The sequence below is a fragment of the Vibrio sp. JZG120 genome (assembly GCF_053890955.1).
Map to the genome: position 1 here is coordinate 912529 of NZ_JBSRRK010000001.1, position 22757 is coordinate 935285.

Annotated in this window: 19 protein-coding genes and 2 tRNA genes; 12 read left to right on the top strand and 9 right to left on the bottom strand. The window is 44.0% G+C overall.

What is annotated here, in order from left to right; translation table 11 throughout:
* Positions 1-112 precede the first annotated feature (112 nt).
* From alr to ACWPOD_RS03930, 3 genes are all read left to right on the top strand, one after another.
* Positions 113-1342, top strand: a complete 1230-nt coding sequence (gene alr / locus ACWPOD_RS03920; RefSeq protein WP_167427541.1) for an alanine racemase — start codon at positions 113-115, stop codon at positions 1340-1342.
* A gap of 316 nt (positions 1343-1658) precedes the next feature.
* A complete protein-coding gene (locus ACWPOD_RS03925; protein ID WP_167427542.1) occupies positions 1659-2390 on the top strand; it encodes an AzlC family ABC transporter permease in 732 nt (243 codons plus the stop codon).
* Positions 2387-2695 carry an AzlD family protein gene (locus ACWPOD_RS03930; protein ID WP_005396412.1) on the top strand — a complete coding sequence of 103 codons (309 nt, stop codon included), beginning with the start codon at positions 2387-2389 and terminating at the stop codon, positions 2693-2695. Before ACWPOD_RS03925 ends, ACWPOD_RS03930 begins: the two co-directional genes overlap by 4 nt.
* Before the next feature lie 87 nt (positions 2696-2782).
* Here ACWPOD_RS03930 and ACWPOD_RS03935 read toward each other — a convergent pair whose 3' ends face one another.
* Positions 2783-3694: a LysR family transcriptional regulator gene (locus ACWPOD_RS03935; protein WP_167427543.1), complete on the bottom strand. Its 912-nt coding sequence runs from the start codon at positions 3692-3694 to the stop codon at positions 2783-2785.
* 112 nt (positions 3695-3806) lie between these two features.
* Here ACWPOD_RS03935 and ACWPOD_RS03940 point away from each other — a divergent pair, with 112 nt between their 5' ends.
* From ACWPOD_RS03940 to ACWPOD_RS03950, 3 genes are read left to right on the top strand one after another with little or no spacing between them, the layout of a single operon-like run.
* Positions 3807-4958 (top strand): alanine racemase, encoded by a 1152-nt coding sequence (locus tag ACWPOD_RS03940; protein WP_167427544.1) that lies wholly within the window; start codon positions 3807-3809, stop codon positions 4956-4958.
* 2 nt (positions 4959-4960) lie between these two features.
* Positions 4961-5884, top strand: a complete 924-nt coding sequence (locus ACWPOD_RS03945; RefSeq protein ID WP_167427545.1) for an ornithine cyclodeaminase family protein — start codon at positions 4961-4963, stop codon at positions 5882-5884.
* Entirely contained in the window at positions 5877-6350 is a 474-nt protein-coding gene (locus tag ACWPOD_RS03950) for a GNAT family N-acetyltransferase (RefSeq protein WP_167427546.1), read from the top strand. The genes ACWPOD_RS03945 and ACWPOD_RS03950 overlap by 8 nt, the downstream gene beginning before the upstream one ends.
* Positions 6351-6410: 60 nt before the next feature.
* On the opposite strand, the gene dld is transcribed toward ACWPOD_RS03950, so the two are convergent.
* The 6 genes from dld to ACWPOD_RS03980 form a co-directional block, all read right to left on the bottom strand.
* Positions 6411-8117 carry a D-lactate dehydrogenase gene (dld, locus tag ACWPOD_RS03955; RefSeq protein ID WP_167427547.1) on the bottom strand — a complete coding sequence of 569 codons (1707 nt, stop codon included), beginning with the start codon at positions 8115-8117 and terminating at the stop codon, positions 6411-6413.
* A gap of 383 nt (positions 8118-8500) precedes the next feature.
* The gene (locus ACWPOD_RS03960) at positions 8501-9403 is read right to left on the bottom strand and encodes a LysR family transcriptional regulator (protein WP_167427548.1); all 903 of its coding nucleotides are present in this window, start codon (positions 9401-9403) and stop codon (positions 8501-8503) included.
* Between the two features lie 236 nt (positions 9404-9639).
* A tRNA-Gly gene (locus ACWPOD_RS03965) sits at positions 9640-9715 on the bottom strand.
* 36 nt (positions 9716-9751) lie between these two features.
* Positions 9752-9825 (bottom strand) — tRNA-Cys (locus ACWPOD_RS03970).
* A gap of 206 nt (positions 9826-10031) precedes the next feature.
* A complete protein-coding gene (viaA, locus tag ACWPOD_RS03975) occupies positions 10032-11486 on the bottom strand; it encodes an ATPase RavA stimulator ViaA (protein ID WP_012842207.1) in 1455 nt (484 codons plus the stop codon).
* A gap of 9 nt (positions 11487-11495) precedes the next feature.
* Positions 11496-13157, bottom strand: a complete 1662-nt coding sequence (locus tag ACWPOD_RS03980) for an ATPase RavA domain-containing protein (RefSeq protein WP_005396405.1) — start codon at positions 13155-13157, stop codon at positions 11496-11498.
* A gap of 268 nt (positions 13158-13425) precedes the next feature.
* Between ACWPOD_RS03980 and ACWPOD_RS03985 the strand changes: the two genes are divergently transcribed.
* The 5 genes from ACWPOD_RS03985 to ACWPOD_RS04005 all read left to right on the top strand — a co-directional run bounded on the left by ACWPOD_RS03985 (position 13426) and on the right by ACWPOD_RS04005 (position 18209).
* Positions 13426-13941 (top strand): NUDIX hydrolase, encoded by a 516-nt coding sequence (locus ACWPOD_RS03985; RefSeq protein ID WP_047009230.1) that lies wholly within the window; start codon positions 13426-13428, stop codon positions 13939-13941.
* A 22-nt stretch (positions 13942-13963) separates the two neighbouring features.
* Positions 13964-14968 carry a low-specificity L-threonine aldolase gene (ltaE, locus tag ACWPOD_RS03990; protein WP_167427549.1) on the top strand — a complete coding sequence of 335 codons (1005 nt, stop codon included), beginning with the start codon at positions 13964-13966 and terminating at the stop codon, positions 14966-14968.
* Positions 14969-15047: 79 nt separating this feature from the next.
* The gene (locus tag ACWPOD_RS03995) at positions 15048-15368 is read left to right on the top strand and encodes a c-type cytochrome (protein ID WP_456231577.1); all 321 of its coding nucleotides are present in this window, start codon (positions 15048-15050) and stop codon (positions 15366-15368) included.
* A 203-nt stretch (positions 15369-15571) separates the two neighbouring features.
* Positions 15572-17104 (top strand): putative basic amino acid antiporter YfcC, encoded by a 1533-nt coding sequence (yfcC, locus tag ACWPOD_RS04000; RefSeq protein ID WP_104972668.1) that lies wholly within the window; start codon positions 15572-15574, stop codon positions 17102-17104.
* A 109-nt stretch (positions 17105-17213) separates the two neighbouring features.
* Positions 17214-18209 (top strand): succinylglutamate desuccinylase/aspartoacylase family protein, encoded by a 996-nt coding sequence (locus ACWPOD_RS04005; RefSeq protein WP_145472990.1) that lies wholly within the window; start codon positions 17214-17216, stop codon positions 18207-18209.
* A gap of 198 nt (positions 18210-18407) precedes the next feature.
* On the opposite strand, the gene ACWPOD_RS04010 is transcribed toward ACWPOD_RS04005, so the two are convergent.
* Complete coding sequence (locus ACWPOD_RS04010; RefSeq protein WP_104970757.1) at positions 18408-18941, bottom strand: lipocalin family protein; 534 nt, start codon at positions 18939-18941, stop codon at positions 18408-18410.
* Between the two features lie 314 nt (positions 18942-19255).
* Between ACWPOD_RS04010 and ACWPOD_RS04015 the strand changes: the two genes are divergently transcribed.
* Positions 19256-19636, top strand: a complete 381-nt coding sequence (locus tag ACWPOD_RS04015) for a cystatin family protein (RefSeq protein ID WP_005396397.1) — start codon at positions 19256-19258, stop codon at positions 19634-19636.
* A gap of 56 nt (positions 19637-19692) precedes the next feature.
* Here ACWPOD_RS04015 and ACWPOD_RS04020 read toward each other — a convergent pair whose 3' ends face one another.
* Entirely contained in the window at positions 19693-22749 is a 3057-nt protein-coding gene (locus tag ACWPOD_RS04020) for an AAA family ATPase (protein ID WP_456231578.1), read from the bottom strand.
* Positions 22750-22757: the final 8 nt, after the last annotated feature.

Consider the following 22757-nt stretch of genomic DNA (forward strand, 5'->3'; position numbering starts at 1 on the left):
TCATGATCTTCAAAAACGCTCCAAAGCACTACTTGGAGCGTTTTACTTCGTCAGGTACTTTCCCCAAGTACTCAATAACATAACCAATACAAAAAACGCGTACGGAGACTTTATGCGCTTAAATAAAACCTTACTATCACTGACTATCGCTGCTGCAACCGTTGCTCCTGCGATGCAAGCTACTGCTGCCCCCCTTCAAATTAGCAACACTGTAGTAAAAGCAGAGCAAGTTCAAGGCGCTAACGCTTGGCTGGAAATAAACTTAGGTCAATTCCGCGATAATATTGAGCAGTTCAAGTCGCACATGGATGGCAAAACGAAAATCTGCGCCGTGATGAAAGCCGACGCATACGGTAATGGCATCGCGGGCCTGATGCCAACTATTATCGAACAACAAATCCCTTGCGTTGCCGTTGCAAGTAACGCCGAAGCACAGACCGTTCGCGACAGTGGCTTTAAAGGTCAACTTATGCGTGTACGCTCGGCGGATATTGGCGAGATCGAAGCCGCAATCGACTTAAATATTGAAGAGCTGATTGGCACTGCAGAGCAAGCCAAAGCACTGTCTAAGCTAGCAGAGAAAGCGGATAAAGAAATCAAAGTTCACCTTGCTCTTAACGACGGTGGTATGGGACGTAATGGCGTTGATATGACAACAAAAGCGGGCAAGCAAGAAGCGCTAGAAATCGCTCAACAAGCTGGCGTTAATATTGTTGGCATCATGACTCATTTCCCTAACTACAATGCAGACGAAGTTCGTCAAAAGTTATCTTCGTTCAAAGACAGCTCTGCATGGCTGATTAAAGAAGCGGGCCTAAAACGCGAAGATATTTTGCTGCACGTGGCCAACTCTTACACTGCACTTAATGTCCCTGAAGCACAGCTTGATATGGTTCGTCCTGGTGGCGTTTTATACGGTGATCTGCCAACCAACCCTGAGTACCCTTCTATCGTGTCTTTCAAAACACGCGTGGCATCCGTTCACCATCTGCCAAAAAATAGCACTGTCGGTTACGACAGCAGCTACAAAACGAGCAAAGAAAGCCTAATGGCGAACATTCCTGTTGGTTACTCTGATGGCTACCCACGAAAAATGGGCAATACGGCAGAAGTACTGATCAATGGCCAACGAGCAAAAGTGGCAGGTGTTGCTTCAATGAACACCACTATGGTTGATATTACAGGTATCAAAGATGTTGAGCCTGGTTCTGAAGTTGTACTGTTTGGCTCTCAGCAAGGCAAAACGATTTCGGCAGCAGAAATGGAAAAACATGCAGAGGTCATCTTCCCAGAACTATACACGGTTTGGGGTGCTGCGAACCCTCGTGTCTACGTAAAATAAACCCTTTCAGTTGTTCGTAACAGAACGAAAAAGCGAGCCTCGTGCTCGCTTTCCTACTCATATACTAATCTGTAACAATCCGTGCTCTTCTCAATTGAACAGAGCTTGCTATTTGCGTTGCGTTACTTTCCTTGAGCCCTAGCAAATGACAAACCCTCTAAACCCTTCATCTTAAAATCGTTCAGGTATACTTGTTTTTTATATAGCACTTAGTGTTTGAAAGCCCTTTCAATTGATGTTAAACATGAAGTTTACAAAAGAATAACAAACGCATTCATATGGCACTGCCCTTTTTGCCTGCTGGCTAGGTATCTCTATGACAGAAAATACTCAACATCTTCAGCGTTCCTCATCTGAGTTGCACGAATTTACTCGGATCGACGTGTGGAACGGTTTCACCCAACTTTTACCTCTGTCCATGTTTGTGGTCATATTTGGCCTCGCATTCGGTGTTGCCGCCGTACAAACTGGACTAGATGTATTTCCCACTATGTTGATGAGCACACTGGTCTTCGCCGGTGCTTCACAATTTGCCACGCTAGAAATGTGGGGAGCAGAAGTACCTCTGATTCCAGTGCTTATTACTGTATTTGCTATTAATGCTCGTCACCTCTTGATGGGCGCTACGCTTTATCCATGGTTACGACAACTCCCACCGACAAAACGTTACGGCGTAATGCTGGTAGCATCAGACGCAAACTGGGCAATGGCACTCAATGCATTTGGTAGAAAAGAACCAGGTTTTGGTTTGCTTGTTGGTGGCGGCTTAGCGATGTGGTCGTTTTGGATTGTTGGCACCTGGATCGGCATTTATTTTGGTAACGCAATCAAAGATCCGGTGAGCCTCGGACTCGATATGGTTATGGGGTGCTTCCTGCTGTCTATGGTGGTGGCAGGGCCGAAAGACTTAAGGATCTTTGCGATTTGGGCCACAGCAGCAGCCTCTTCTATGTTGGCGTATTGGTATTTACCAGAGAATAGCCACGTAGTGGTTGGCGCCATTACTGGTGGAGTCTTAGGTGCTTGTTGGAAGGAGAAAAAAGCATGAACATCGAAACGAGCGTAGGTGGCACACTGCTTATCATCATCGCTATGGCGTTAGTCACGCTCATAACCCGCTGGGGCGGAGTGTATGTTATGTCATTTATTCCAATTAGCGAACGGGTTCAACGTTTCATCACTGCGATGTCAGGTTCCGTATTAGTTGCCCTTTTAGCCCCACTAGCGGTTGAAGGTGATTACGGTGCTAGAGCAGCACTTTTTTCTACTGCTGTCGTCATGTTCATCGTGAAAAAGCCTCTGCCCGCAATTGCAGCTGGCATCATCGCAGCCGCCGCGGTACGCGCTATTTAACCGTCCTCAGCTAGATAATTACTTAAGCTCACATTCTTCGATTGTGAGCTTAACCGAGCCTTATAAACTAACCATAACAACTTAGTCTCAACTTAACCACGGTGCTTTTTGGCATTGCTCTTTTAGTAGAGATAAAAAGCCAGTGACTCGCGCTGACCTCTCATGCGCAGCAGAACTCACGAGGGCAACAATATCGGCATTTGGAAGCTCGTAATCTGGTAATAATCGCACTAATTTACCACTATCAACCTGTGACTGAATATCCCATTCAGATCGCATGATGATCCCTAAGTCTCTTAAGGCCCAGTCTTTAATCACTCTGCCCTCATTACTTGCAAGTGAAGGACGAATTCGAACATTTTCTATGGCTCCTGAGACTGTATGAGTAAAGCTCCACAACGTGACATCTTCATTATTTTCTCTCAACGCAATACATTGATGATTCTTAAGATCTTGCGGAGTTTCAGGCTGTCCATAACGTGATAAATACTCCGGCGAAGCGCAAACAAAGCGCTTGTTTGGGGCTAAACTCACCATCTTAAGGCTGGAATCCGCCAGGTGACCAATGTAGATGATAATGTCCCATTTATGATGGTTGGCCCAGTTTGGCTTATCTGATAACTCTAGCTCCACTTCTAGGCGCGGATGAGCTTTTTTATACTCACCTAATAAAGGGGCTATCACATCGTTGCCAAAGCCAAGGGGCGCCAATACTCTTAGACGACCACTGACATCCCCTCTGCTTTCATTGAGTTTATCGGTGAGTTCATCCAAATCCTCAAGGATAGAACTACCTGTATCGACTAAAACGCGCCCTTCTTCTGTTAAGCTAACTATGCGCGAAGGCCGTTGAAGTAACTTAAGCGATAGCTTCTTTTCGATATGTTGAATACGCTGAGTGACTGATGGAGGCGTTATATTGAGCGCACGAGCCGCATCTGCCAATGTTCTATGGTTAGAAACTACCACAAGAAATCGAATATCTTCTGTCGTTAACATTAACTTCCAACCTAATGTATAAGTAGATTTTTGTTAATATAATTCAACTTCTTCCTACTTCATAATCATTTCATCAATAGTTAATTTCACTTTGCAAGCTTAGGTAAAAGAAATGATTAAGCATACAGAACACCCTAATTTAGAAAAACAATACAATGCTATTGGCACACCATTTCTCTATTTGGACAAACAAAAATTTTTGAGCAACCTTACTCAAATGCGCAGCCATATGTCGAAACTAGGCACACCACTAAGGCCCCACTTTAAGACAGTAAAATCGTTAGATGCGCTTCCTTACTTAATTGACTCTATAGAGGACCCAATCACTGTATCCACCCTTGAAGAAGCAGAACAGCTTGCCAGTTATGGTTGTAAAAACATTCTCTATGCTGTTGGCATATCAAAAGAAAAGCTATTGCGAGTCGAACTGCTACTGAAACGCGGTATGAGTATTGTGGTTTTACTTGATAGCATGGAACAAGTCGATTTCGTTAACACCTACTGTCAAGAACGTGGGTGTGTCATTAGCTGCCTGATAGAGATTGATTGCGACGGACACCGAGGTGGTGTAAGTGCAGATTCCGAAGCCCTAATCGCAATGTCTAAGAGCTTAGATAAGGGTTTGGCCGATTTTAAAGGGGTGATGCTCCACGCAGGTGAGTCTTACCACAGTAAGTCTCGAGAAGCATTAAACCAATCCGCCAGTAATGAAGTAGCGACTGCACAACTTGCAGCGAAACGCCTCGAGTCGGTTGGGATTTACTGCGAAATAGTCAGCGTGGGGTCTACCCCGACGGCATGTTCATACACAAACACAAGTGGAATCACAGAAGTCAGAGCTGGCGTCTATTCATTGTTTGACTTAGTGATGCATCGACTTGGAGTGTGTACCTTAAACGATATCGCAATCTCAGTAGTAAGTAGTGTTATTGGACACAACAAATCGAGGGGGCAAATATTTGTTGATGCTGGTTGGATGGCTCTTTCTTTAGATAAAGGCCATGACGAACAATGTTATGGCGTGGTTCTCCAACCGAATGGCCAAGAGAATCAACTACTGAAAGTCGTGCAGGTAAATCAAGAGCACGGCATACTCGAAGCGGCTTCTGGGAGCGAGATCGACTTCGAATGTTTTCCCATTGGTTCTAGAGTACACATCGTCCCAAATCATGCATGCTCTACAAGCGCGATGCACAGTAAATACCATGTCTTTGACTTGGTAGAGGGTCAAATTGAGCAATGGCAACGTATTTCAGGGTGGTAAACATGATTTATCTAGATGAAAAAACGACAGCAGCGTTAATTTCTCACGAACTGGCATACAAAGCGGTCAAAGCTGCATTTTCTTCAGTACAAGATCAGCACTCATCAATATTTCCGGTCGTTAACGCATCAGGCCCGGTCGAAGGCTCAATGTTTTCACTCAAATCAGCATGCACAAACCAATTACTTGGTTGGAAAATGGGAAGCTATTGGCCAAACAACAACCAGTTTGGGCGACCAAACCATGGCACTCATATCTTTCTTCTTTCACCGGATACGGGGGAAATGAAAGCCATTTTGTCAGCAAGTTTGGTCAATGCCTACCGAACTGCAGCAGCTGATGCCATCGCTGTTGATCTACTGGCGAGACAAGATTCATCTGTACTTGCGTTATTTGGCACAGGTCATCAAGCTAAATACGAAGCGCTTGCCATTGCAAAAGTTAGGAATCTATCTAAAGTCCTGATTGTTGGTAGAAATCAGACTAACGCCAACCAACTAGCGCAAGAGCTAAGCAAAGAAGGGTTAACAACAGACATCAAATCCGCTCAAGAAGCCTGTGAAAGCGCAGATATTATTGTTACCGTTACAGCGTCCACCGCTCCTTTGTTTGAATCTTCATGGGTAAAACCTGGAACTCATATTTCTGCAATGGGAGCAGATAAAATAGGAAAACAGGAACTTCCACCATCGCTATTTGAGAACACCACCCTCTACTGTGATTATTTATCTCAGTCCAAAACGATTGGTGAGTTCCAGCATGCGCCAGATAAAGAGATCTATCAGATCGGTGACAAGCTTCAATTAAAAGAAAGGAACAAAAACGACATTACTATTTTTGATAGCTCAGGAATTGCCTATCAAGATCTTTATGTTGCGCAAATGGTTTTAGATAAATACCTATCCAAGGAAGATTACCATGAATAACGTTAGCTTTTTAAAAATAAACGGTAACACCATCGATGACATTATCGACCTCTCCGTGGAAGTGTCCCAAAAACACCTCATTGCTAATAACGCAGAATGGCTTGCAGAGGCGAGTTTCAACGACGATAGCGTCAGTTACGGCATTTATTTAGACGACAAGCCAGCAGGGCTCATCTCTCTTATCGATCCAAGACTACTCGACAAGTTCGATGATCACTTTCAAAAGGATCATTTGTACGTGTGGCGCGTCATGATTGACCATCGTTTTCAAGGAAAGGGATTGGGAAATCAAGCGATTAGCTTTAGTAAGCGATACGCTTCCATTATCGGTTTACGAGGCGTGTCCCTGACCACAATGGATAAAGAGGAAGGGAATGCTCTCCATATTTACCAAAAGCTTGGTTTTACCCCAACAGGAAGAAGACTTGATGATGAAATTGAGTTGATTTTTAGCGTCAAAGAGTAAAAAGCCAACCTGGTCGGCCATATAGTGTTCCACCAGGTTGACTTGATGAATATTCAATGCTTATGCACAGCAGTTACAATTGCGCTTATATTTGTCCATTTTGCCAATACCAGGGTTAAAGGTGTTGGTTGGATCTAGCTCGTGGTAAAACTTCTGCAGCGAATTTTCAGCTTCGTACAAGTGACCCACATTATGTTCTGCTGGGTATTTAGCACCACGGCTATTGAGGTGTTCTAACATCAGCTTTTTCATCAACTTCGTGTCGGTCCCTTTTTTGAAAATGTAATCTTGATGGAATACATAACACATAAAGTGACCATAATAGAGCGCTTGAACAAGGTTCTTACTCACCGCTTCCGGTAAAGTTTCTAGCCACTCTTCATCATTACGTCGCAAAGCGATATCAAGTGCAACGATGTCTTCTACGTCTTTTCGGTGAATCGTCTCGTAACGAATTGCTGCACCTGCTGCTGCAAAGCGATGTAAATAAGCTTTTTTACCCTCTTCCGGCGTACACTCGAAGAAATCACAGTCATCTTCAACAGCCCAAACTTCTTTGAGGTATTTTTGTGCCTCAGCAATACCACTATCACTCATTTTTAATACCAGGTGATGCTCATACTTGTCGCGGAAATCCAGCATTCGTTCTGGTAAATGTTGTGGGAACAACTTACTCGCGTAGTACAAAATGGTGTCTGGCAGGTATTTACTAACAAACGGGACGCGCTCTAAGACATTTTCTACTTTAGCTTTAAGTGCAAACATTTTTGGCAGCTTATCTGTGCCTAGCAAGTCGATGGATAAAAAGACGTCTTTGCCGTACTTCTCTGCCATGTTGAAGATATCTCGATGCAAGTATTCTCCCATCTCAGGCAAGTTCTCAAACGTAGATAAGAAATCTTTTCGCAGCTTCGTCAGTTTCGCAGGATCATTGGTGCCAAGGTAAAAAACCTGCTCTTTTTCGGGTACTGGGTAGCTATCAACTCGAACGGCGAAAACACCCAATTTACCAGCGCAGCCACTGGCTTCAAATAAACGACGTTCATCGGCATTAAAGCGAGAAGGAATGTCAGAAGTCACGTCTCGAACACGTTCATCGTATTCTTTGTCTGATGCCATTCGCTCGTCATGAATGATCTTCGCTGGGCCAAAGTTTCCTTCTTGCAGGTTTGTCAGAATTTCTTCTGGCGTTTCACCTAAACCTTCAATACCAAGGTGATTAACCAGGTGTAACTGGCCTTGCTTATCGACCTGCGCATAAATCGCCAACTCCGTGTAAGCAGGACCACGCTTGACTAACGCACCGCCTGAGTTATTGGCGATACCACCAACCACAGTGGCACCTAATGATGAAGAACCGATGATAGAGTGCGGCGCTCGGTTCACCGCCTTCAATTCTTTTTCCAATGAGTGCAAACTTGCACCAGGCAAGCATACCGCCTGCTTACCGCCATCTAATAAGTGAATCTTCTTGATTTTGGTAATATTGATCACAACCACATCACGGTCATAATCATTACCACTTGGAGCTGAGCCTTCTGTTAAACCTGTTTTGGCAGCCTGCATAATAATAATGCAGTTTGCTTCAACGCACTGTTTAATGATCTTCCATTGTTCTACAAGAGTATTAGGAAACACGATAGCAAGCGCAGTGCCACTACCTGAGCGAAAACCCGAGCGGTAGTATTTTGTTTTAACCTCGTCGGTTAGGACATTTTCTTCCCCAACGATAGTTTTAAATTCGTCAATCAGCTGCTTTTGTTTCATATCCGTATCTCTAGTTATTGTACTTCGCTCACATCACCGTTTAGTGACGGTAATGGGCGTTTGAGCCACTATAAGCAGTCCATTTCTCGGCGTCTATGTCAGGCAGGCGAGCAACACTTAACCAATAGACAACAAACAAAATAATTCTTTTATTTTTCTGTCACTTATCTTTCACATTCGGAAAATTTAACGCAAGAAACAGACCGTTTCTTAAAAGAAACAATAGCAAAACCATTTGTTAACAGTTGTGCGCAGCATCTTGTTATCAATATTAGTGATAAAACAAGGAGAAAGCTTAAGCTTCTAAATTTATAAGAATTATTAGAAATGAAGATGGAAACAATAACTCAACACCAACATAACGATTGGTGTGAGTTATTGTCTTAAAATCGATGATTTTGACTTTGAAAGCTGGTGTATAGATGATCAATGAAGATCTTAATTTTTTCTGGTTGTTGACGAGTGTAAGGATACACCGCATAAATACCCAAACATTTGGCGGTTTCGTCTTTGAACAATTGAATCAGGCGGCCTTGCTTTAAGTCTTCATAAACTAAGACACGTGGCACATAGATGATTCCCTGCCCCAACAGTGCGACGTTTCTCAATACCGAAGAGTTGTTGGTACAGAGGTTACCGTCGACTGTAATTTGATACACCTCGTCTCCCTCTTTAAACGCCCACTCACGCGCCCCGGTTTCTTGGTAGGAATAAACCAAACAATTGTGCTTATCCAAGGCTTGAGGTTGCTTAGGAATGCCATGTTTAGCAAGGTATTGAGGTGACGCACAAACAATCCAATTGGCATCCACCAGCTTTCTTGCGATCAGGCTAGAATCTGGCAACACTCCCGTTCGAATGGCCAAATCAAAGCGTTCATTCACAATATCGACAAAACGATTATCAAGATCCATGTCGATATTGATGTCAGGGTATTTCTGATTAAACTCACTGATCACTTGAGGAAGAATTAACTCACCAGAGATAGTGGGTACAGAAACTTTAATGTTTCCAGATAAATTCTTACCTAACCCCACAATGGATTCTTCTGCCGTTGCCACCGCTTGATAAACGGCTTTTGCATGAGTAAAGAACGCTCGCCCTGCCTCCGTCAACGTTAACGTTCGCGTTGTTCGGTAAAGAAGCTGTACACCAAGCTCTTGCTCAAGCTTCGCGATGCGTTTACTGACAACCGATTTGGTCAATGACATGTGTCTTGCTGCAGCACTGAATGAGCCTTGCTCGATCAGGTGATAGAAAATGATGTAATCGTCGGTATTTCTCATGCGTCTTCGTCAAATCCTTTGGAGACCGACATTTTAAACTGATATTGGTCAATCTGCGAAATATCGGGTCACACTTAACAGCATAACTGGTGACAGAAACAAGTGTTATACCCACAGTTCAAGAAATTGGGATGGCGTAAATTTATCAATATTCAGATACAAAAAAACCAGCTTTCGCTGGTTTTAAGTTGATGCACTTGGCATCGAGATACCGCAATTGCCATATCTGAATAATTTGGAGCGACACACGAGGTTCGAACTCGTGGCCTCAACCTTGGCAAGGTTGCGCTCTACCAACTGAGCTAGTGTCGCATTGATTCTCGAAAGCCATTCACTCTCAAAGAATAATGGAGGCGCCTCCCGGAGTCGAACCGAGGTCCACGGATTTGCAATCCGCTGCATAGCCACTCTGCCAAGGCGCCTTTTTTACTTCGCTTCAGGGCTCTTCCCCGTTGCGTTGGTGGCTACTTTACGGATTGAGAGAAGATAGTCAAACAAAAATCTTTCATTTTCTGTTTGTTTGATTTCTTTTAAGCCAATTAGACCAAAGTTCGATCTTATCGGCTTAAAACGAAGCAATATAAATCTAGCTTTCTGTACGTTTTACTCAATAGAATTTCAATGTCACTTAGTAATTACCGACCCGTTTAAGCAACCTGCCCACAACATTAGGATGATAAGACCACGTGTGATCAAACATCGACATCAATGCCGGGTTTCCGTATTTAGATAGGCTGATCGCGTGAAAACGGTTTTTCTTCGCTTTAAGCGCATCCACTTTGGCAAGCAACTCGTCTTGTTGTTTTGGCGCGATAAAGTCGGAAATGACCACCATATCGGCATTTTTGTACTTATCACCGCTCATCAAGTCGATAGATTTGATCAAAGTTGGCTCTAAGTCTGTACCACCATGGAAGCTATAAGTTAAAAAGTCCGCCGCCTCGCGCAGACCATCTTGTTTGGTTAGCTCGTACGTAATGTGTTCCGTCGAAAAAATTATGACATAGCAATCACGTTGCTCCGCTAATGCAATTTGCATCAGCGCATAAGCCATGGCTTTGGCGCATTGCTCAGGAAACCCGCTCATTGAGCCGGACGCGTCCACACACACAATAAACGGTCCTTTTTCGATATCTACCGCTTTGTTGTCAGGTCGGTGAGCTTTAACTTTACGTAACGTGCGCGATTTGCCCTGTGTACGGTAGTTCATAAGTCGTTTATCGACTAAGTGTTTATAGAACACGACCTCGAGTTCAGGATACGCCAAAAACATCGTTTCGTTGGGAAGTAGCTTATTTAAATCATCGCTTTCGTGAATGCCGACAATATCATCTGTCGCTTCATCACTCTTCTCTTCGATCATTTGTAGCTCTTCGGTAGGCGCGCGGTTAAGTTCGGGATCATTCACTTGCCCCGCCATACGACCAAGTTGCTCGGCTATTTCTTGCAAGCCTTGGTGCTTCTTCAGAAACTCCGCATGGCGTTTCATCACTGTTAAGTCAGTTTTGCTCAACTTGGCAGATGCCATATCCCATAAGCGCCCGACACTTTCAGCATCACCCGACTCCGTGACCTTATCCATATTACGCATGGTCTCCATACGCTGATACAGGTCATTCAGCACTTTCTCTTTATTGGCCTCAAGCTCGCTTACTTGCGCTTGCTTAATCGCATCGGCTAGGCTTTGGTACCATTGATCACAGAAGTAATGTGGGAACATGGGATTATTCATCCCCTTGTTCTTCTCCATCATTCGGCGAGCCTGCATATAAAAAGCGGAGTGCCACTCAAGCTTTTTAATCACATCTTCGATGTTTTCGAAAAACGCCTCTTCATCCCAGTGAATGACCTCTTGATATAAAGACAGCTCTTGTTGGAAACGCTCTGTCTCACATACCTTGGTAATCCGTTTTTTAACACTGCCTCGCCACTTTAATAAGTGGCCTTTGACTGAAGATTTAACGCCTCGGTTTTCCGCCATCATCATGACTTGTGAACGCGCCATTAAATCATTAACTGCGCTATCGATGATGCCAGAGTCGGCTACCATCAGCGCGAGGTTAAGTCCGTCTGCACCTAGCATGTCGTCTCCTTATGAGAAAAACTGATGTAAGTTTTTAAAGCGTTGGATAACTTTCTCGCTTTCAGCTTGGATAGACTCAAGTCTCTGACTGACCTGCTGAAGACTCGACTCCATTAGGCGTGGTAGTTCCGGATCAACAAAGCTATGCGGAAGCGCATCATGGAAATTCGCTTTTACCTTGCGCATATGGTGCTCTGCTTCACTGAGTTGATTTACGGCTTTTTCACTCTGCGTTAACCACTTTTGGTAAAGCTCTACATCCAAGCCCTCTTGAGTCACTAAGCTCACCAGAATGCCTCGGTTTGCGATATCACGGATAACTAGGTTATTTGCGGCATCAACATCAAATCGTAAACGACACATGTTGGTGTTTTGATTGACGTAGCCATACACATCACCGTGTCCTTCTTTGATGACTCGGTCTAGCTCATCTTTTGGCACGTAAACCCAGCGGCTATCGCCTTTCTCTGACTCTGAAACCGACATGTTGCTTTGCAAAATAACCAGTTTAACTAAGTTAACGGCTGCGCCAACTTTGTAGGTCTTAGCTTTAGAGGTATCAAAACGCATGGTTTCTTTGCGCAGAATACCCGTTGCCGCTTCAGACGTTAACGTCATGCGGTAGGCATCTTCAAGCTCATGCTGAACATCGACCAAAGACTCGCGACAGTATTCAATTTCCTGTTCGGCGTCTTGTTGGTCAAATGCATGTTTTAGGGCGAACTCTTGGACCACTTCGCGTACCACGTCTCGCGATTCAGGGCTGTTCCATAAACAATCTTGCAGCAACAGTAGATCAAGTGGGTTGATTTCATCGCGTCCATTAAAAAACGCGCTCGCTTTTAGCAATTTCACGGCTTTCTTCCAGCGGCGGTCAGACACATACATGTCGGTATTAGCGACATCGCCAAACTGAGCTTCGACTTTGCTTTCTAACATCGTTTTAAGCTGGAAAAGCTTCTCGAATGCATTATCGGTTAACGTCAGCTTGTCGAGCTGCTGTTGCCATTGATGATATTCTTCATCTGTTATTGCTAGCCCTTCTGGCACTTGTGCCTCTTGTGACGTGCCTACCGTCAACATCGACTTAAAGTTTTGTTTATTCTGAATTCGATTCACAAACACGCGCACCAACATGCGGTCATAGAGTGCATCCAAACCACTGTCTTCATCTGGCAGTTCATTGGACGCCGATACCAACAAACGCATTGGCACACGCTCAATATCGCTGCCATTTTTGAACGTTTTCTCATTGACCACTGTCAGCAATGTATTCAGAATGGCGGGGCCCGCCTTCCAGATTTCATCTAAAAATACGACTTGTGCGGTTGGCAAATACCCTTTAGTTAAGCGAACATAACGACCGTTATCTTTGAGTTCTTGAATACTCAGTGGCCCAAAAACTTCTTCAGGTGTTGAGAATCGAGTCATCAGGTATTCAAAGTAACTGCTATTATCGAACGCTTGGATAAGTCGCTTGGCAATTAAGCTTTTTGCAATGCCAGGTGGGCCTAAAAGAAAAACACTTTCACCAGCAAGTGCCGCAAGGAGGCAGAGCTTGATGGTATGTTCGCGTTCATAAACGCCATCCGTTAACGCTTTAGCCAACTTGTTGATGCGTTCTGAGAGAAGCGCTTTTTCGGCATTTGAGGCAAATAAGGTTTGTGTCATACGTTCTCCGGCTGCTGAACTGGTATTGCGTTAACATTTTTATACACTTGTTATAACTTTGTTACAAATGTATTTTGTTGAATTCCCCTTATAGCAGATGCTTACCCCCTTCTTTAGCCAGCAATCAAAGTTTCCATTTATGAGATACAGCTCACTGAAAGTGCAAACGCTTTCGTCGTGTTGCAACATTTTTTGCTTTTGTTTCCCACCATTTGTGGTTAATGTCGAAAAACGTCAAAATGCGGTAACAGCTAGGGTTAATAACTGCATGAGCAAAATAATTCATAAATGGAAGCAAATTTCTCTGATTGAAGAAGAGGTTATGCTTCCTACAGGACAGGCAATTACGCACACCACAATCCATCATCCGGGCGCTGCGGTGATTCTCCCTATTACAACGGAAGGTGAGGTAGTCCTTGTCCATCAATTTCGCCCTTCACTTAATAAATGGCTTTTGGAGCTTCCTGCTGGTACAAGAGAAGGCAATGAAGACCCTCTCTGCTGCGCGAAAAGAGAGCTAGAAGAAGAAACGGGCTATAGTGCAGAAAAATTCACTTCTCTCGGCCAAGTCACTCCCCTTGCCGGATTTTGTGATGAGATACAGTACCTATTTGTTGCTGAGAAGCTCAGCCAAACCAACCGTTACGAATGTGATGAAGATGAAGTGATTGAGGTTGTTACCTTGTCACTCCAACAACTCGAAGACAAGATTATTGATGGCACAATTACCGATGCCAAAACGATCGCTTGTTTAAGCAAAGCGCGCCTTTGCGGATATATTTAGGACTTTGACCAAGGAGACATTCATGGATTTTCGATCAGATACCGTTACACAGCCTACCCAAGCCATGCGAGAGGCCATGTTTAAGGCCCCCGTTGGGGATGATGTTTATGGTGATGACCCTACGGTCAATGAGCTTGAGGAGTTTGCCGCAAAGCTTGCAGGATTCGAAGCGGCTTTGTTTACCACTTCAGGCACGCAAGCCAATCTGCTCGGCCTAATGGCGCATTGTGAACGCGGAGATGAATATCTGTGTGGGCAGCAAGCACATAACTACAAGTACGAAGCTGGCGGCGCAGCAGTACTTGGGTCAATTCAACCTCAACCAGTCGAAAATAACCCAGATGGCACACTCCCATTTGATAAACTGGCAGCGGCGATTAAGCCAGATGATTGTCACTTTGCTCGTACCAAGCTGCTCAGCTTAGAAAACACGATTAATGGCAAAGTGCTGCCTCTGTCTTACTTAGCAGAAGCTCGTGACTTCGTGAATAAACATAACTTGCAGATGCATCTCGACGGCGCAAGAGTATTCAATGCAGCGGTTGCTTTAGATGTTCCGGTAAAAGAAATCGGTCAGTATTTTGATTCAATGACGATTTGTCTGTCGAAAGGTTTGGCTGCCCCTGTTGGTTCGTTACTGCTTGGTAGCAAAGAGTACATCGCAAAAGCACGTCGCTTAAGAAAGATGGTCGGCGGTGGTATGCGTCAAGCGGGTATTCTTGCCGCAGCTGGCAAACTTGCCCTTACCGAACAAGTGGAACAGCTAAAACAAGATCATGTCAACGCAAAAAATTTAGCAGAAGGTTTAGCAGAACTGCCTGGCTTTTCAGTCAACCCTGATTTTGTTCAAACGAACATCGTGTTCGCGAAGCTTGATCCTCAAGTGGACATAGTAAGTATCGCTGCAAAACTGAAGGAACAAAATATTACAATAACACCTGGAAACCCCATTCGTTTCGTGACTCATAAAGACATTTCAGCGCAAGATATCGACAATTTCTTATCAAGCATTAAATCTCTGCTTTAGTTTGATTTTGATCATTGCGCTTCCCCTAAGGGGAAGCTTTATTGTATCGATATGACTTTTTAGCGAATAGACAATCTTCATGTTCAGATTTGTAATTCTAACCTCTCTTATTTTCTCTTCCGCTAGCCATGCCGCGCCTTTTGGTGATGCTGATAAAGGTAAAATCAAATCCCCTAGCTGCGTCTATTGTCATGGTGCCACAGGCGTCGCAGGAAATAATGCCTACCCAAATCTTGCAGGTCAAAATGCTCAGTATCTATACGATGCGATGAAGTCTTACCAAGCAGGCGAACGTAAAGGGCCGCTTGCCGAAATGATGGGCGCACAGTTAAGAATGTTAAATGATGAGGATCTTCGTGATGTCGCTGCATTTTATGCAGAACAGACGCAAGACAAATGATTTGTTTATCTCGGCTCACAACAAGAGCTTGTGAGCCCCCGAACCGAGCCAAAACATTTAACCAAACTTTGCTTGTAAAATAATCACAATGACTTCACTTCAAATATTTGATGAATTTATAGTTCAAAATTTCCATTAATATTGACTTTTTATTCTGGTTTATTGATATTTCATGCTTCATTGAATTTAACGTGAAGTAAGTTATGTCTCACACACATGCGCAACCAGCAGACTCGGTTGCTACACCCAAATCATGGCAGATGCCAGATACCCTCATTTTGATCTTCATTGTTGGTATTCTCGCTGCGATTCTTACCTACTTAATTCCTGCTGGCCATTTTGACAGTCAGCAAGTGACTTATATGGTCGATGGTGCGGAAAAAACACGCACGGTTATTGATCCATCTTCATTCTCTTATGCAACCGATGAAAACGGTGAATTGGTTTACAACAAGGTTGGCCTGTTTGCTTCTGGTGGTGGCATTGGTTTAATGAACTTCCCTTTCGAAGGGCTAGTTTCTGGCTCTAAATGGGGCAGCGCGATCGGCGTGATTATGTTCATGTTGGTTATCGGCGGTGCTTTCGGCGTTGTAATGCGCACAGGCACCATCGACAACGGTATCCTGCGCCTTATCGATAAGACCAAAGGTAACGAAGCGCTATTCATTCCAGTGCTATTTTTGCTGTTCTCGCTAGGCGGTGCGGTATTTGGTATGGGTGAAGAAGCCGTAGCATTTGCGATTATTATCGCTCCGCTTATGGTTCGCCTTGGTTATGATGGTATCACTACGGTAATGGTTACCTATGTTGCGACTCAAATTGGCTTCGCTACTTCTTGGATGAACCCTTTCTCCGTTGCTATTGCACAAGGCATTGCGGGTGTACCTGTTTTATCCGGCATGACTGTGCGCATGGGGTTATGGGTTGGCTTTACGTTAATCGGTATCGCTTTCACAATGCTCTACGCCGCTCGTGTGAAGTCAAACCCAGAACTTTCTTACAGCCACCGCACAGACAAATACTTCCGTCAGCAAGAGCTTGGCAATCAAGATTCTCGTTGGAATATCGGCGATACACTCGTCATTCTTACGGTCATCGCGACCACAGTATGGGTTGTTTGGGGCGTGGTCGCTAACGCATGGTACATCCCAGAAATCGCTTCTCAATTCTTCACTATGGGCTTTGTTGTCGCGATCATCGGTACGATTTTTCGCTTAAACGGTATGACGCTCAACTGCGCAGCCGATGCGTTTAAAGAGGGGGCGGCTATTATGCTTGCTCCTGCTCTATTGGTTGGTTGTGCAAAAGGTGTGTTACTTATCCTAGGTGGCGGTACGACCGATGAAGCGAGTGTACTGAACTCTATTCTGAACAGTGCTGGCGGCGTGATCAGTGGGCTTCCTGACGTAGCTGCGGCATGGTTAATGTATGTATTCCAATCTATCTTCAACTTCTTCGTTACTTCCGGATCTGGACAAGCGGCACTGACGATGCCTTTATTAGCGCCATTGGCGGATATTGCAGGTGTCACGCGCCAAGTTGCCGTTTTGTCATTCCAACTTGGAGATGGCTTTACCAACGTTATCGTCCCTACTTCAGCATCCTTGATGGCAACGCTTGGTGTCTGCCGCATCGACTGGGGTGATTGGGCAAAATTCTGCTGGCGATTTATCCTATTACTCTTTACCCTGTCGAGTGTCGTCGTTATCGCAGCTCATATGATGGGGTTTGCGTAAAACGAAATCAATTGGCACTAAGGCGAGACACGTTCTCGCCTTATTAATACTCTTCGTATGGCGACGTTAAGGTTTTAGATTGGCTTATGGTTTTGGAGTGGTAACTTTAATGGCAACACAACTTCTCGATGACATGATTCAAGGTCATCAAGTGATTCAATCTCTCAATGTAGCAGACCTAGGTCCGGGTGAGCATAAGTTTTGGTTCCGCATCGCGACCAACGCGCTCTCTCAGTGGCAACATCTTCCTGTTTTGGTATTCAAAGGTGAAAAACCTGGCAAGAAAATCATGATCACCGCAGGGGTTCATGGTGATGAATATAATGGTGTGTTAGCAGCGCAGAAGACCGCTAGAGAACTCATTGGCACTGAAGTCGCTGGTACTGTCACTATTGTTCCAACCATTAACATGCCAGGTATGCTAAACCACAGCCGCGATTTCTATTCCGCAGACCCTGATGCGTCTCCTGCAAACTTAAACCGCTTTTTCCCTGGTGACCAAAACGGCAATGAGGCACAACGCTACTTATATGCATTGTGGAATGATCTGCTCAAGCCAAATGCTGATTTAGCCATTGACCTTCACACTCAAACCAGTGGTGCGGCCTATCCACTATACGTGTTTGCAGACTTCCGAATTGAGCAATCATTAGAAATGGCTCGTCTCATTAATCCTGATGCGATTTTAAATGATCCCGGAGATGCTGGCGTCCTTGAAACAGTTTGGAATAACCATGGTGTCCCAAGCATTACGGTTGAAGTGGGTATGGGGCGCTACACAGAGCAAAAACTCATTAGTCGAACCGTATCAGGCATTTTTAATGTGTTGAAGCAGCATAATGTCGTAGAAGGTGAGATAGAGCCTATCACTTCATGCTTGGAAGGAAACGAGATCGTCAGTGTGAAAGCGACACATGGCGGCTTTGTACTACCTCATGTTGGTTTGATGGATTTTGTCGAGCAAGGCCAACTGGTTGCGATTCAATACGACAGCTTTGGCACTGAAGTTGAGCGCTACACCGCCCCTACAAGTGGTACAGTGCTCAGCCACAATGTGGAATCTATTCGGGCGCCTGGCTCTCTGATCGTTCGTTTGATTAAGTAAACCATAACCGTTTGTCGATAGATCTACCTTTCGACGCTCACTCAAATTTATATAAGCCCCATCACGAGTAATCACAAATGATGGGGCTATATTTTTGACCACATGAGGTTACAAGGTAACAAAAATATTCCAAGCAAAACTCAAAACCGCGAGACAGAAACTTCGCTTCTGTTGATTTTAGAAGTCACATTGATGAACTTAAAACTGTCGTCCACTCTCTTGATCAACGAGAATTAGCTCATCTAACGCGAAACCTTTCTCTTTAGCAACCTGCTTAAAACGCTCCAGGATTTTCTCATCAACGTTGGGTGTTCTAGACAATAGCCACAAGTAATCGTGGTTGTAACCAGAGACAAACGCATAGTCATAGTTTTCACCTAGCTCAAACACAATGTAAGAAGAATAGATTGGCCCAAAAAAGGAGACTTTTAAGTGCGCAACCGTTTCGTCTTCAACAAAATAAGCTTTACCTTCAGCTTCGGACCACTGTTGATCTTCTTCTGAATATCCGCGGTTTGTCACCTTAACCCCACCATCCTCGCGAAGCCGATAATCGGCCGTAACGTTGGATAGACCACGCTCAAACGAATGATCGAGCCGTGCGATTTCATACCACTTGCCTAGATAAGGCTCTAAATCAAAATTGTTAACTGGCTCCACCCCATCAGGTTTAGAGGTACAGCCAAATAAAGTAACAAGTGATAAAAGTAATAATGTTTTTAGCGATTTCATACAACACCTAAATTTGATTTAGTGATTGATTTTACTGTAGAAGGTAGCAAATCGATCACTAAGTCGCACCACTGTCCCAAAGGTACGTAGCTAGACATCACAGTTCTTCATTGTCAATAGTATGCTGAACACCAAAACCTCGTTATGTCAGCAATTCCCTAACAATATTGTTCTATGTTTTACTTACAAGTTGGGCATACTTATATATTTTGTCAGCATTTAACCGTATGCATATAGAAACTTTGCACAATATAGACATACGCTGTCATATCCCCCTCCTATAATACGTCGCGATATAGACAGAGGTTATTGTTATGAAATTAAAAACAGTGTCAGTTTGTGCACTTTTGGTATTGCTTGCAGGTTGCCAGCAGGAAAACCCAAGCCAAGCGACACAATTAACAACCTCGGCAGATGTATGTAATACACAAGGAAACATGCCAGGTGGGTGGAATGAGTTTAATGCTACCCCTGATGCACAAAAGGCAATGGCTTTTGTTTTGAAAAGAATGGACACAATAGCGTCGTTCAAACAAATACTGAACGTTCACGCGCAAATCGTTAGCGGCGTCAACTATGCCATTGAGTTTGAATTGGATGATGGCTCTATTTGGAATACAGTTGTTTATCGCAACCTAGATGGTGAGTATGCGATTACCCAGTCGCCAAAAGAAGGCCACTTTTGCGAACAGTAGCGATTAAGTAAGAAAGCCCCTAGATAGGGGCTTTGGGTTTTGTGATAGCAACTGAATTAGACAGCGAAGCTACATTGAGATTTGACCGATACTGTCGAACCGACTCTTGATGGTTCAACATCAATCCTCTGCGCCATTTGTTCTTTTAACTCAGAAACGTGAGAAATAACACCGATCATGCGTCCAGTCTGTTGTAAATCCACTAGCGTTTGAATCGCGAGATCCAAAGATTCTGGGTCTAAACTACCGAACCCCTCATCAATGAATAAAGTGTCTAAACGGATACCACCACTATAGGATTGCACAACATCCGACAAGCCAAGCGCCAATGCAAGCGCTGCCATAAACGATTCACCACCGGAAAGTGTCGCAACATCACGTGTTTTTCCTGTGTAACCATCTTCAACCATTAAATCTAAGCCGCGACCCGCAGCGCCTTTGAAGCCCTCTGTTTTTCGAGCAAGAATATAGCGCCCTTTACTCATGAGGCTTAAACGTTGAGAGGCCTGAATTAAAACATCATCCAACAGTACACCAAGAACAAAGCGATGCAGGCTAACCCTGCTGCCTGTTTTACCGCTGGCAACGTCGTATAACGTACCAAACACTTTGTACTCTTCTTCTAACTTGCTATTTTTCTCATGCAGCGTAGCAATATCTTTACGAACTTTTTCAATTCGCTCAAAGGTTGAGCGCGTGGTATCGAGCTGATTCCTTACTTCAATATACTGCGCCTGCAGAGTGGTTAAGCTGTCGTTAAGCGAATCCAAGTCCGGTCTTTCAAGCGCTTTCAATGCATGGTTTAAATCATGTAGTGTTTGTTCAAGCTTGGTTTGTGTCTGTTTGAAGTTGTCTATTTCTTTCTGCCACGCTTGAAGCTCATCATCTGTCACTCTGCTATTTAGATAACTGCTTTCATCCTCAAATTTACTCGCCTGTAATGCCTCATTCCACGCTAATTCTGCTTGGCTAAGCTTTTGTTCTGACTCAGATAGCCACTGCTTGTTCGTCACTAACTGACTTTCAGCATTCGATTGCGCTAATACCGCTTGCTGCAAAGCGTTTTGCGCCTTTTCTAAACCTGTATTCAAGGTCAGAATTTGCTCTTTTGTCAGCGTAATTTCGAGATCAAGCGCATCAACGGAACTGTATTTTGGATCGATAGAAGCTTGTAACTGAGTCAATTGTTCTTGGTTTGCTTGAACAGTTGATTCATTTGCCGCCATTTTATTCTGCAGCTCATGAATTTTGTTTTCACCCACTAAGCAGCGTTGATTAAGCTGCTCAACGTTCTTTTCTAGCTTTTCAATATCAATAGACTGTAGACGTAGAAGTTGATCATTAAGCGCCTGTAACTCAGTTTGAACCGTCGAGATCTCAGATGCTGCATGCTCACCAAGCTCTTCTTTCAACTGGTTACATTGATTCTGATACTGACTAATGACAACGTTATGTTGCTCTAGCTGATTACTTAGCTGGTTCAATGATGCTTGAGCTTCTCTTTCTTTCGCTCTAGCCGCCTGAACTTGCTCTTTTGTAACGATTTCTTCAACAAACGTTGCAGGGTTAGGATGCACTTGGCTGCCACATACCGGACATGCTTCCCCTGACTTTAGTCGCTGCGCTAATACTGCCGCTTGAGCGTTGTGCCACTTAAGCTCTATCGTATCAGCGGCTTGCTGACACTGCATATAGCGCTGACTGGCTTCCTGTAATGACTGCTGCTTGCTTACGGTTAACGCCGTGAGTTTAGAGAGCTCCAAAGTAAGACCATGCAGCTTTTGTAGATCCTGTAGGAGTCGTTGTTTTTGTTTTATTTCCGCATCGATGCTGCCAACAAGCGCAACATCTACTCGGGCTTGCTCTAGATCTTTCTGGCCCTGTTGCGCCTGAAACGCTAACTTGTCTTTCAGCTCTATGTACTGTTTTAACGTTGCTTCAAATTGTTGTTTTTGTTGATGACCTGCCGTTATTTTGCTTTCCAAGTTGGCTTTTTCAAGCAACTTGTCTTTCATGCTTTCAAGTTGATACTGCAGCTGCGTTAACTGTGGGACTTTTGCCGCGGCTTCTTTTGCACTTTGCTGCAAGTTTTCTTTTTCTTTCGTAACAGCATTGGCTTTATCAAGGCTCTCTTTCAAAGCAACTATTTTTTGTCTGAGCTCTTGAGTTTGAGCTTTTGCATTTTGTAATGAAACGTAGGGTAATTCTATCTTATTGGCATTTTTAGCGTTTTCTAATTGCTGTTGACGAACTTTTATCGAGTCTGAGTGTTCTAGATGCAGCTTGAGTGCGTTTTCTGCTTGCTCTCGTTTCGAAAACTCTCCATTAATAGTTTCCGCTTTTTGTAATTCAGATTTAGCAACATTTAGCTTATCTAACGAAGCTTGTTCATTCTTTCTATCGACCTCTAGCTGCTCAGCTGCTTGTTCAAGCTGGTGTAATAGTTCCTGCTCTGAACTCACTCCTGCAACTTGTAAAGCGCCTCGAATTTGATTATCAAATTCATCTTTTGCTTTACTGATTGCGCTCGCTTTATCCTTGAGCGCGTACTCAATTTTTTTATATATGTCCGTTTGAAAGAGCTGACCAAAAATTTCTTCGCGCTCTTTAGAACTAGCAAGCAACAGCTCTCGGAACTTTCCTTGAGGCAATACCATTACTTGGCGAAATTGCGTTTCATTCAAACCAATAATATTGCTCACTTCTGTTTTAACTTGAGTCGTCTTGCTAGTGATGAGCTTTTCGGTCTCGCCGAGTTCATAAAGAGCCGCAGTGTGCTTTTTTACCGTCATCCCTTCACCACGCGCTTTGGGCGCTTCCTGCTCTGGAGATCGCACAACTCGGTATTGTTTGCCATGTAACGAAAATTCTAGAACGACTTCGGTTGGTAAATCTTGCGCCGATAAGTCACATCGCATCTGGATGCCTTGCCGCTCATTACTGGTAGTTTCACCGTAAAGGGCAAAGCAAATGGCATCTAAGATCGACGTTTTACCTGAGCCTGTAGGACCATTAATCAAAAACAGAGGGTTACGGCCAAGCTTTTCAAAGTCAATGACTTCGGTTTTTGCAAACGGACCAAAGGCTTGCATGGTAAGTTTAATTGGTTTCATCTTTGGTC